This window comes from Crocosphaera chwakensis CCY0110, from assembly GCF_000169335.1.
GTDB lineage: Bacteria > Cyanobacteriota > Cyanobacteriia > Cyanobacteriales > Microcystaceae > Crocosphaera > Crocosphaera chwakensis.
This window is the reverse complement of record NZ_AAXW01000100.1, coordinates 1-11,449: the sequence shown is the minus strand read 5'-3', so window position 1 is coordinate 11,449 and position 11,449 is coordinate 1. Positions and strand designations below refer to the sequence as shown.

Here is an 11,449-nt window from a genome sequence, read left to right as displayed (position 1 = left end):
TATCTAAGAGTAATTTTATTGGGTGTGAGGTGGTTCAAAGTCATAAACTTAGTCAATCTCAATATTAAGCATCTTTTTTATAAAGTTCTGAATCTCAAAAAAAATAGTTAGGGAAAGGAACATTTGTTTGTATAGATAGTCAAGTAGTTTTTGTAAAACTTCATACTTCGCTAATTGTATCAGAATTTGTTACGATTAACTTTACGATCTTTAATAGATGAGAAAAATGGGCTTAGAACGATATTGGTTTAGGTTGAGAAATTGAGTTAAGTCAAGTAACTATCACTTTTGGAATAGCGATTTTTCATTGAAGAATTAATTATGAGTTGTTTCACTAACCCCAGATTAATTATTAACTATTTATTTAAAAAAAATAAAATTTTTTCTTGCTAACTTGGATTAAATAAGGAAACAGAACCTTTATCTAGCATCTCTTGTCTTGTACGAAAATGCTATGTCTTAAATCTCACTAATGACACTATTATGATCATCCTTTTCTAGTGATAGGTGTCACGCCTTCGGTGGTTTTTATTAGGTAAAATACATAATAACTATCTATAAAATGATACAAACACGGAAATATAGTCTTCGTCTTTTATCTATGATAGTTTTACATTATTATTGTAACTTTTTCAACCATTAGCATGAGCAATCGATCATTATCAGCCACTTCAGAAGGAATAGAGGCGGCCAAAAAAGTCTTAGCGTCTAAAGGTTGGACTCAAGAACATTTAGCAGGAGAAGTGGGGTTATCCAGTCGTCAAAGTATTTGGAAATTTTTATCAGGTCGTCCCGTTTCTCGTCCAATCTTTAAGGAAATTTGTTTTAAACTGAATCTAGACTGGGAAAATATCGCTGATTTACCCGATAAAGTTGTTAAACTGTCTAATTCTCAGGGAACTACCTACAGTTTACAGGTCTCAGAATTAGTATCTGTGATGCGTTCTCAGATCCAGGATGCCATTATAACTCAATGCAATGCTCTACAGTCTTCTTTTGAATTAACCCAACCTCCCCTAGAAAAAATTTATACTAGAACAAGTTTTTATCTTGAACCTAGCTATCAACGTTGGTTAGAGGTATCAGACTTGGAGAACTCGTTAGCTAATGTTGACAGTTTTCGCCTTTCTCGCTCTCATTCTAACACTGTACTTGATTCAGCATTGATCGCTAAGCAAGATAAATTAGTGATTTTAGGGAAACCTGGGGCCGGAAAAACAACTTTTCTACAACATCTCGCTTTACAGTGTAGCCAAGGAAAATATCGAAAAGATTTAATTCCCTGTTTCATTCAATTACGCACTGAATGGGAACAAAAGGATGAGGAAGTTCTTAATTTACAAGAGTATTTAATTGGTTATGGTAAAAATTATGGTTTATCCCATCAACAAATCAATTATTTACTAGAAGCAGGAAAATTTATCCTCTTATTAGATGGCTTGGATGAGGTTCCTCAACAATATAGGGAAATTATCTGTAAAACTATTCAAACTTTTTCCCAAGAATTTTATAAAAACTCATTAATTATTACCTCTAGAAACTCAGCACAGCAGTTTCATTTTAGAGGTTTTAATTATGTAGAAGTAGCAGATTTAGATTATAATAAAATTAAAGAGTTTGTAGAAAAATGGTTTATAGCAACAAGCAAAAATAGAACGGAAGGCAAGAAAAAAGCACAGCAATTTTTAGAAACATTAAATAATCCTGAAAACGAGTCCATTCGAGAATTAGCCGTTACACCAATTTTACTCAATCTCTTGTGTTCGGTATTCAAAGAAAGAGCTAGTTTTCCTCGTCAAAGATCCAAACTTTATGAAGCAGGATTAGATCTTTTATTACAACGTTGGGATAAATCTCGAGGAATTGAACGAGATGATTTTTATCATGATTTATCCTTGATTGATAAACGAAAGTTATTGTCTATAATTGCTGCAAAAACTTTTTTAAAAAATCGTTATTTTTTTGAAGGTCGCGAAGTTCAAGAAATAATTGAAGATTATTTACGCAATGATTGTAATTTTAAAGAGGATGCAGAAACTTTATGGTTAACCAGTGAAGCAGTGTTAAAATCCATTGAAATACAACATGGTATCTTAGTAGAAAGAGCTAAAGATATTTATTCTTTTTCTCATCTTACTTTTCAAGAATATTTTACCGCTCGACATATTATAGCCAATGAGCATCAAAGTTTAGAGAATCAATTAACAGATTTGGCTGCAAAAATAATGGACGATAGTTGGAAAGAAGTCATTTCGTTGACCCTTAGTATGTCGCCAAAAGCTGATTTTTTGTTGTTACAACTCAAAGAATCTATAAATCATTGTGCTAAAAAAGATATTAAGTTACAAAATTACTTAAAATTGCTTAATGAGAAAGTAGAATCTATGAATCTATCTTATAAAAAATCAGCAGTTAGAGCTTTTTATTTTACTTTATTTAATCATCGAGATTTTAATTTAGCCTTATCCTTAGAACCTCAATTTGCTTATCAAAATAAATTAAATAAAGAGATTCAACTTGATTCGATTTTAGTCCGAGCTTTTATAGATAGTTTAAACTTAACACAACATCCTAACACCAAGCAGTTTTTAAGTTTATGTCTAAGTTTAGAAATAGAACAAAAATTTAAACTGAATTCTGATTTTTTAGAAAGCTTTAGTAACTTAAAAAAACAACTCCCCGACCCAAAAAAAGGAAAAGAACATAGTCTAGATTGGTGGAAAACTCAAGGACAAGAATGGGTCAAAAATTTTCGCAGTTTATTGATTGAACACCGTAAAATTTGCTATAATTGGACTCTTAATAAGCAAGAAAAAGATTTATGGAACCGTTTTTATAATAGTAATGTTTTTTTGGTTAAATGTTTAAAAGAAAATGGAAATATTAGTTCACAGGTGAAAGAAGAAATAGAATCAAGTTTATTATTACCAGAAACTCCATAGTAATCAATAAAAATAAGGGGCTTAACGATATTAAACCCCTACAAATTTACAGAAAATATAAATTAAGGTTGTGGAAATTGCCGACTATACACCTCTTCTTCTTTTTCAGTTTCAACTTTTAGATTAGAACGAGGATAGGACACACACAATAAAGCATACCCTTCTGCTTGTAACTCAGGACTTAAACCCATACCATCCCCTTGTTCAACTTCACCCTCTAACAATTTTCCTGCACAAGTCGTACAGACCCCGGCCTCACAAGACAAGGGTAAATCAAGACCGGCTTCTTTGGCTGCAGTTAACACGGTCTTATCTTCAGGAACTTCAATGGTTTGGGTTGTTCCTTGATGGTTAATTTCAACAGTATACGTATTGGACATATTTCCCGTAATACTCGATAAGCTTTCCTTGATCTAATGTATCTTTATGGGGGGACGCTTGGCTACGGTAGGTAACAAAGAAGTTCAAAATACTACTCTCCTGTAACGGATAAATCACTTACCCAGACTCTCGGACAAACACCCCCAGGAGTCACTTCTGCTTCTGGTTCGATACAGATAATTGATTTCAATAGGGTTAAATAATCTCCAGCAACGGTAGCAGCATCGATGCTGGTTAACTTTCCCTTATTGACTAACCATCCATCAAAGGGTAAAGAAAAAGAACCTTGTAGGGTATTGACCCCTGCATGAAGGGCTTGTAATTTGTCAATCAAAATAACATTTTCGGCTTCATCTAGGTTATATTGAGGTTCAGCTTGGGAATTGGAAAAAATATGATAGAAATGGGAACTCACAGTGACTTTTGCCCCGATATTGGCGTTTCCTGTGGGTTTAGCATTCATCCGCTTAGCGGTTCCTGCACTGTGTAATAATCCAGTGAGAACTCCATCTTTAATTAATTCGACGCGACGGGTAGGAGTCCCTTCTCCATCAAAAGTTTCTCCCCCGATATTATCAGGATGAAGGGCATCATCACACAAACAAAATAAGGGAGAAGCAACTTCTTTTCCTACAGAATCTAGGTTAGAAAGACTTTGATTATCTAAAATATTTTGAGCATTAAATAAATTAGAAAAGGCACTAATTAAACTTAAAAAGGCTTTTGGTGAGAAAACAACAGTATACTTTCCTGATGGAATGGTTCGATAATTAATATGACTAATCGTCTTTTCTGTAACTTCTTTTAGACAGCCATCTACATCTAAAGTTTCTAACCCCCGACTAATTTTCATCGCACTAGCACCTCTGGGTTTTTTTCCTTCTTCTTCGGTGCGACTATAAAGATAAATCACAGCATAGGAACGGCCTTCTTGACGTAGAGAACCTTCGCTATTGAGATAGAATCTTTTAATATCTTCTTGGGATAATCCGTTGTAAGGAACTCCTTGAATAGCGGGATGAGCTTCTAAGAGGGTTTTTTCTGCTTTAATTAAAGTATCTATTAATATAGGAACTTCAGCCGGTTCTACTATTTCATCAACAGCATTTTCAATCGTTGCTTTGGCTTCTGGACTAAACTCAGGAGGATTTTCTGTATTACCAAAAGTGCTGGCTTCTTTTGCTGTTTCTAATGCTAGTTTTATACCAAGTTCATCTAAATCTGTTGTGGTTGTAACGCCGACAGTTCCCTTTTCATTCCACACCCGCACAATGACACTAGAACGATTGGATGCTTGGACTTGTTTAGGTTCTCCATGATTAACTTCTACACTGGTTTCATCAATGGAAGAACCATAAATATCATATTTATTAATGCCTAGTTTTTTTGCACTATTTTGAGCATAATTAGCGATGGTTTCTGTGTTTAACATTGCTATCTATTCAGAATTTCAAATAATATTTTGATTTACTTTCCTAATCTATTTTAGACTATTGAGTTCTTTTTTTCAATCTAGAGAGATTTTTCTAATAATACTAATTTATTTCTTAAAACAAACAACCCAAATAATTAGGCTGGTAAATCCGATATAAATAAAAACAGCAGTCCAATCTAAAAAGCTATGAGAAATCATTTTTAAGTGAGAAACAGTCTCAAATTTTATATTATTAAGGTTTGGAGGCTCAAATTATAGCATATATTAACAGTAAAGGTGAGCAATGCTCACCTTACTAATTTTAATAATCACTGATTAACTCTCTCCAAGCTGCTTTGAAAGCTAATGGTAAACGTTGAGCTACTTTTTTTAGATGAGTTACAGTTTTTTGAATCGATGTTTTGAGTTGAGATAACTTTAAATTTTGCTGTGTTCTTTTTGTTTGAGGATAGGTTAAATCCCTCATAATAACCTCATGAGGATTAAGATAACGAACCCTCGGAGAAAATTCATCAGCATCTACCCTATTACTATCTGAATCAATGAAAGAGGAAATAAGAAAATCTGAATCATTCCATTTAGGAATGTCGGCTAGCTTATTCCAATAATAAACTTGTCGTTTTTCATCGAAAACTATCTCTTCAAAACTATCTATGATAGGAGAAAATTGTCTTCCATTGTTAATAACTTTTACTTGACGATAATGACGGTAACTATGACTCATAATTAACTCCTTATATTATAATTTTCTTTTACTGTAAGAATAACATTAATGACTTATTTCTTCGGTTCGGTTCTGATCCCTTAATCGGTAGGGATTTCTTCTTCTTACTTCTTTTTTTTCTTAAATAACATAGTTCCCATTTCTGTTTTAGCAGAAAAAATTAAATAAACAACTAAAATTGTTACCCCAAGTACAAAATAAAGAAGATCATTATTCATACTCTTGTCCTCATCTTGCTAAAATAATAGTGTTCTTAGTTTATGATAAATTTAACTGACTACTGATAAGTAATGACTGAAATTTTAGCACCTTGGCGACCTATTTTATCCCGCGCTCTTCATCGAAATCGAAGTCTACCGAATGCTCGTTATTTTCAATTAGCCACTATTAATCTTCAGGGACAACCTACTAATCGTACTGTGGTATTCAGAGGTTTTTTAGAGGATAGTAATCAATTACAAATTATAACCGATAGTCGTAGTGACAAAATTAATCATATTCACCATCATTCTGTTAGTGAAATTTGTTGGTATTTCCCCAAAACTAGAGAACAATTTCGGATAAGTGGAAATTTAACCATAATTAATGAAAATCATCATCATCAGGCATCAAGGATCGCTGTTTGGCAAAATCTGTCTGACTCAGCTAGACAACAGTTTACTTGGCCTGATCCCGGTCAATTTTTAACTGAAGATAAGAAAGATTTTTTGCAAAACACTCCATCTAAAAATAAGCCCATAGCCAATTTTATTCTCTTACTATTTAACCCAGAAAAAGTTGAACACTTAGAATTAAGAGGGAATCCTCATCAGAGAACTCTTTATTATTTTGATGATAGCAGAAACTGGGTAAAACAAGAGATCAATCCTTAATTTATTATTCAAAATTAAGCCAAAACAAAAAGTATAGGAACTGAATAACTGTAAAGTATATGGTAAAATAAAGAGTATATTAACTGTTGAAATAATTTCTAAAATAATGGATTTTGTCGATATAGCAAATTGGGGTTTAGGGTTATTCTTAGGATTAATGACTTTCTTATTTATCTTTCGTATTGTCTTGACGTGGTATCCTCAAGTTGAGTTAAACCGTCTTCCCTGGAAGTTAATTGCTTTACCCACCGAACCTTTATTAATTCCTGTACGTCGTGTTATTCCTCCTCTCGGTGGCGTGGATATTAGTCCCATTATATGGGTTGGTATTTGTAGTTTACTGAGAGAAATTTTAGTTGGTCAACAAGGACTAATTACTATGGCGTTAAATACTCCTTAGAAAGGAGAGACATTTTAAACAATATCTCTCCCTTATTTGATTTTTTATAAGATTAGCAATTCTCTCTTAATTTTTCTAATTAGGGTTTGCTGAATATGAGTGTAACCTTTTGATAACAAGGGTTACACTCATATTCGATGACAAAAAAAAATCAGCTAGTGCAGCTAAAAACCGCTAAAAACCGCTAAAATTGGTAGGGATACCTTGCAGTTGTTAGTCAAGAACAAATGTATCGAAAAGAGGAGCAGCCTTCACCCGCCCCAGAAAATTTTGAATTGCCCTTCGAGGGAAAATTATCCCCAAGTAATCGTTGGGTAATCATGGCAGAACTAATACCTTGGGATGATTTTGAAGAAGAATATGCTAAACTTTTTTCAGCAGAAAAAGGTGCGCCAGCTAAACCATTTAGAATGGCATTAGGGATATTAATTATTAAGGAAAAGTTAGGAACAAGTGATAGAGAAACAATAGAACAGATTAGAGAAAATCCTTATCTACAATACTTTATAGGTTTAAATTGTTATCAACAAGAGCCACCAGTGGAAGCTTCAATGCTAGTTCATTTTAGGAAAAGGATTGATGTAGATTTGGTGAATAAAATAAATAAAGAAATAGTGAAAAAAGAGAAAGAAAAGCTTGATAAAGAAATAAAAAAAAAGGATTTACCCCAAGAAAAAGGAAAAAAACTAAGAAATCGAGGTAAACTAATACTAGATGCAACTTGTGCGCCGGCCGATATAAAATATCCGACAGATTTAGGAATATTAAATCAAGCTAGAATTGAGACAGAAAGAATAATAGACAATCTTTATAAAGCTTTAAGAGGAAAACTGAGGAAAAAACCGAGAATTTCTAGACACATTGCCAGAAAAGAATATTTAAAGGTAGCTAAAAAGGAAAAGTTTCTTATCAAGAAAGGAGAAAAGCTATAGAAAACAGTTGAATACGTTAAGACATCTAGACATATAGAAGACTTGAATCAAGCTGGGGCTCCCTCAAAATCTGAGTAAAGACAGCAAATCTTCTAGAAACTATCAAAAAAGTTTATAAACAACAACGAGTAATGTGGGAGAATAAAACCCAGAGTGTTCCCCAAAGAATTGTAAGTTTAACTCAACCCCATATTCGTCCTATAGTCAGAGGAAAAGCAGGAAAACCAATAGAGTTTGGAGCTAAGCTCTCGGTTAGCTGTGTGGATAATTATGTATTTTTAGACCGAATAAGTTGGGAAAACTTAAATGAATCTTGTCATTTAAAAGAACAAGTAGAAAAGTATAGAGAAATGTTTGGCTATTATCCCGAATCTGTTCATGTTGATAAAATTTATAGAACTAGAGAAAATAGAAATTGGTGTAAAGAGAGAGGAATAAGAATTAGTGGTCCGAAGTTAGGAAGACCTCCGAAAAATGTCAGTGAAGAAGAGAAGAAACAAGCTCGCTCAGACGAAAGTTTCCGAAATGCTATTGAGGGAAAATTTGGACAAGCTAAATCTTCGTTTAGCTTGAATCTCGTCATGACTAAACTCCCTGAAACCTCAGAAACTTCTATTGCCATTACCTTTCTAGTTGTCAATCTTTCCAGACTGCTTCGGCAGTTTTTGTCGCTTTATTTGTGGTTATTCATTAATATTAAAACTGATGAACTATTCAACCACAATTATATTAATGAAAATTATATTTATAGCAAATTTATAGAAAGAAAAATTATTAATTGGCAGGGAAATTATCGGCTTTTGGCCGCATAAATTTTGGAGAAACTTTTTCAGCAAACCCTAATTACTCATCTAAAATTAGATGTAAGATAGATATTTAAAGAATTAAACAAAAAAAAGGATAAGCTATGGAGTTTTTGCTTATCCTTCATGGCTTTATTTTAACTAGCTGCTAAATACTCTTTGACGTTACCCCGTCGTCTCCGCAGTTGCGCGAGGGCTTGATGTTCTAATTGACGAACCCGTTCCCGACTGATGTTTAATCGTTTGCCAATTTTGGCTAAGGAAAGTTCTTTACCATCTTCTAACCCAAACCGTAGAGTCAGCACCGTTCTTTGTTGAGGTGTTAATTCAGCCATTAAGTTACTCAAGTCTTGGCGGAGTAGTTCTTGAGTAATGTAGATATCAGGAGACACTCCTTGATCTTCTAAAAGCTCTGATAGTTCTGTATCTTGGTTGTCTCCCACTCTTACATCTAAGGAAATAGGTTGACGGGCGATACTGAGAAACTCTCTGATTTGTGAGGGTTCAATTTCTAATTCTTGGGCAATTTCGGCAGGTGTGGCACTTCTTCCCAAACTTTGAGAGAGTTCTCTTTGGGTTTTCTTGATTTTATTAAGCTTTTCAGTAATATGAATAGGCAAGCGAATTGTCCGCGCTTGTTGAGCGATCGCCCGCGTGATAGCTTGACGAATCCACCAATAAGCATAGGTTGAAAATTTATAGCCCTTGGTTGGGTCAAATTTTTCTACACCTCTTTCTAGTCCTAAACTTCCTTCTTGAATGAGATCAAGAAATTCCATATTGCGTTTTTGATATTTCTTGGCGATGGCAACCACTAGGCGCAAGTTAGCCTCAATCATTTTTCTCTTAGCTCTTTCTCCCTGTTCTAGGGCTTTTTGTAGGGCTTTTTCTTCAATATTCACCTCTTTCGCCCATTCTTGGATACTAGGTTCTTTACCTACTCTTTGAGCTAATTCCTCTTTTTTCTCCAATAAATTCATCATTGTTTGGACTTGTTTCCCATAAATAATTTCTTGCTCATGGGTTAACAGAGGTACCCGCCCAATTTCATGCAGATAAGTCCGCACCATATCTGCTGAGTACATAGGCTGTTTGGTTTTGGTATTAACGTTAGCAGTGGGCATTGGTACTATATGACTCCTTTAAACCTGCTTATAAAGTCTGTTGCTATTTTTATCTTTCCCAGAAACTGTATTTGTTAATACAGTTTCTGGGAAAAAAGTTACAAAGTGAAGTCGATATGACTTTAACTTGTTTTTATTTTAACTTATCTGTTTAGACGATGACAATAGATGAAAGGTTCATTGATTGTCACAATATATTGCAATAAGCAGTTATTGGTCAAAATAACTCGAAAGACTAAATAGTGAGAAGACGATCTCTCTTTCGGGATCACCAATCTGTGAGTCAAAATCACGAATCAATAGGATTTTGTTAGATTTTCTTTGACTCATGAAGGTGAAATTTTCGCTACCCTAGATAGAGAAAGGGGCTAATCAAGCCTATGTAACTTTTGAATAAGGATCAATGCTATGTCAGACTTAAATCGTGGCATTATGAAGTTTGAAGGGGCTGATAAGCCTTTTTTGGTAGCGATTTCAGCTTTTTTAGTTCTTGGTGCCATTATCGGTTTAATTATATGGGCGCTCAACGCAGCCTATACCATTAGTTAAGTTTTCTTGACAAATTTTCACCTATAGTACGATTTTGTTAAGCTTTAACGCTAGTTTCCTAACGATCGCCAAACCGAGTCCTTTACTGGGTCAGGTTTGGCTTGACTTAACAGTAATCATCTTAATGTTGCTGTTATCAGCTTTTTTTTCTGGTTCTGAAACGGCTATTACTGCCTTTGATAATTTTAAGTTACGGGGACTGATTGAGAAACAAGGTGATCCTTCCGGGGTGTATCGTTTAGTCTTAGAAAATCGTCGCCGTTTTATTACCAGTTTATTAATTGGTAATAATTTAGTTAATAACTTTTCAGCTATTCTCACTAGCAATTTATTTGCGATGTGGTTAGGTAGTGCTGGTTTAGGAGTCGCTACCGCCGTAGTCACTATTTTAGTGTTAATTTTTGGAGAAATTACCCCTAAATCTTTAGCAATTCTCAATACTCGTGCTTTTTTTCGTTGGTGTATTCGTCCAATATTTTTATTATCTCAACTGTTATCGTTTTTAAGAATTGTACAAATTTTTGAGAAAATAACTCAAAAAACGATTCAAGTTTTTCAAGGAAAATCCGACAAAACAGTGCAATCAGGAGAATCTCTCAATGATTTGCAGTTAATGATTGAAATTTTGGGAGGCAAAGGAAAACTTGACTTATATAAACATCAACTATTAAATAAAGCATTGAGATTAGATGAATTAATGGCTAAAGATGTAGTCAAACCTCGCCTAGAGATGACGACAATTTCCCATGAATCAAGTTTACAAGAATTAATTAATTTATCCCTAGAAACGGGTTATTCTCGGATTCCTGTTCAAGGGGAATCTAAGGATCATATTGTTGGTATTGTTCATCTTAAAAAAGCTTTGCAAACCTTACAATCTGTGCCTAAAGAAAAACGTTCTCAACTTCAGGTAACAGAAGCAATGGATAACCCCATTTATATACCAGAAACTAAGCGCGCCCCTAGTTTATTAAAAGAAATGTTACAACAACGATTTCATATTGCCATTGTGGTTGACGAATACGGGGGAACGGTGGGATTAGTTACCCTAGAAGATATTTTAGAAGAATTAGTCGGAGAAATTTATGATGAAAGTGATTCTCCTCATAATCATCAAAATGTATTCTTTGGCGATCGCTTAGTTTAATTGTTTAACAGACATTTTATGAAAGAATGGATTTTCAGACAATCAGCTATTTTTGCTGCTTTAGGTAGCATATTAATGATAATTATTTTTGCTACTTTATGGTTTGAAAATCTGAGTCTTTTCAGTCATTTACTTTCTCT

The 11,449-nt window shown here is 33.9% G+C and carries 9 protein-coding genes and 1 pseudogene; 6 read left to right on the top strand and 4 right to left on the bottom strand.

The window, feature by feature from the left end:
• The first annotated feature begins 644 nt into the window (after positions 1–644).
• Positions 645–2,942: an NACHT domain-containing protein gene (locus CY0110_RS26535; protein ID WP_008278743.1), complete on the top strand. Its 2,298-nt coding sequence runs from the start codon at positions 645–647 to the stop codon at positions 2,940–2,942.
• Between the two features lie 62 nt (positions 2,943–3,004).
• On the opposite strand, the gene CY0110_RS26530 is transcribed toward CY0110_RS26535, so the two are convergent.
• The 3 genes from CY0110_RS26530 to CY0110_RS26520 form a co-directional block, all read right to left on the bottom strand.
• On the bottom strand, positions 3,005–3,322 hold the full coding sequence (locus CY0110_RS26530) for a 2Fe-2S iron-sulfur cluster-binding protein (RefSeq protein ID WP_008278742.1): 318 nt from the start codon (positions 3,320–3,322) through the stop codon (positions 3,005–3,007).
• A 92-nt stretch (positions 3,323–3,414) separates the two neighbouring features.
• Positions 3,415–4,755 (bottom strand): TldD/PmbA family protein, encoded by a 1,341-nt coding sequence (locus tag CY0110_RS26525; RefSeq protein WP_008278741.1) that lies wholly within the window; start codon positions 4,753–4,755, stop codon positions 3,415–3,417.
• Positions 4,756–5,059: 304 nt separating this feature from the next.
• Entirely contained in the window at positions 5,060–5,482 is a 423-nt protein-coding gene (locus CY0110_RS26520) for a hypothetical protein (RefSeq protein WP_008278740.1), read from the bottom strand.
• A 290-nt stretch (positions 5,483–5,772) separates the two neighbouring features.
• Between CY0110_RS26520 and CY0110_RS26515 the strand changes: the two genes are divergently transcribed.
• The 3 genes and pseudogenes from CY0110_RS26515 to CY0110_RS29045 all read left to right on the top strand — a co-directional run bounded on the left by CY0110_RS26515 (position 5,773) and on the right by CY0110_RS29045 (position 8,498).
• Positions 5,773–6,354: an Npun_F5749 family FMN-dependent PPOX-type flavoprotein gene (locus CY0110_RS26515; RefSeq protein WP_008278738.1), complete on the top strand. Its 582-nt coding sequence runs from the start codon at positions 5,773–5,775 to the stop codon at positions 6,352–6,354.
• 106 nt (positions 6,355–6,460) lie between these two features.
• Positions 6,461–6,754 (top strand): YggT family protein, encoded by a 294-nt coding sequence (locus CY0110_RS26510; protein WP_008278737.1) that lies wholly within the window; start codon positions 6,461–6,463, stop codon positions 6,752–6,754.
• 227 nt (positions 6,755–6,981) lie between these two features.
• Positions 6,982–8,498: pseudogene (locus CY0110_RS29045) on the top strand (IS5 family transposase).
• A 128-nt stretch (positions 8,499–8,626) separates the two neighbouring features.
• Here CY0110_RS29045 and CY0110_RS26495 read toward each other — a convergent pair.
• The gene (locus tag CY0110_RS26495; RefSeq protein WP_008278735.1) at positions 8,627–9,613 is read right to left on the bottom strand and encodes an RNA polymerase sigma factor, RpoD/SigA family; all 987 of its coding nucleotides are present in this window, start codon (positions 9,611–9,613) and stop codon (positions 8,627–8,629) included.
• A 408-nt stretch (positions 9,614–10,021) separates the two neighbouring features.
• On the opposite strand from CY0110_RS26495, the gene CY0110_RS30615 reads away from it, so the two are divergent.
• Positions 10,022–10,162 (top strand): hypothetical protein, encoded by a 141-nt coding sequence (locus tag CY0110_RS30615; protein ID WP_008278734.1) that lies wholly within the window; start codon positions 10,022–10,024, stop codon positions 10,160–10,162.
• 124 nt (positions 10,163–10,286) lie between these two features.
• Positions 10,287–11,309 carry a hemolysin family protein gene (locus CY0110_RS26485; protein WP_035800801.1) on the top strand — a complete coding sequence of 341 codons (1,023 nt, stop codon included), beginning with the start codon at positions 10,287–10,289 and terminating at the stop codon, positions 11,307–11,309.
• Positions 11,310–11,449 lie beyond the last annotated feature (140 nt).

What these genes read in the sequence shown, in the direction of transcription:
- CY0110_RS26495 (WP_008278735.1), bottom strand. Translation starts at nt 9,613, where the DNA reads ATGCCCACTGCTAACGTTAATACCAAAACCAAACAGCCTATGTACTCA.
- CY0110_RS26510 (WP_008278737.1), top strand. Translation starts at nt 6,461, where the DNA reads ATGGATTTTGTCGATATAGCAAATTGGGGTTTAGGGTTATTCTTAGGA.
- CY0110_RS26520 (WP_008278740.1), bottom strand. Translation starts at nt 5,482, where the DNA reads ATGAGTCATAGTTACCGTCATTATCGTCAAGTAAAAGTTATTAACAAT.
- CY0110_RS26485 (WP_035800801.1), top strand. Translation starts at nt 10,287, where the DNA reads ATGTTGCTGTTATCAGCTTTTTTTTCTGGTTCTGAAACGGCTATTACT.
- CY0110_RS26530 (WP_008278742.1), bottom strand. Translation starts at nt 3,322, where the DNA reads ATGTCCAATACGTATACTGTTGAAATTAACCATCAAGGAACAACCCAA.
- CY0110_RS30615 (WP_008278734.1), top strand. Translation starts at nt 10,022, where the DNA reads ATGTCAGACTTAAATCGTGGCATTATGAAGTTTGAAGGGGCTGATAAG.
- CY0110_RS26525 (WP_008278741.1), bottom strand. Translation starts at nt 4,755, where the DNA reads ATGTTAAACACAGAAACCATCGCTAATTATGCTCAAAATAGTGCAAAA.
- CY0110_RS26535 (WP_008278743.1), top strand. Translation starts at nt 645, where the DNA reads ATGAGCAATCGATCATTATCAGCCACTTCAGAAGGAATAGAGGCGGCC.
- CY0110_RS26515 (WP_008278738.1), top strand. Translation starts at nt 5,773, where the DNA reads ATGACTGAAATTTTAGCACCTTGGCGACCTATTTTATCCCGCGCTCTT.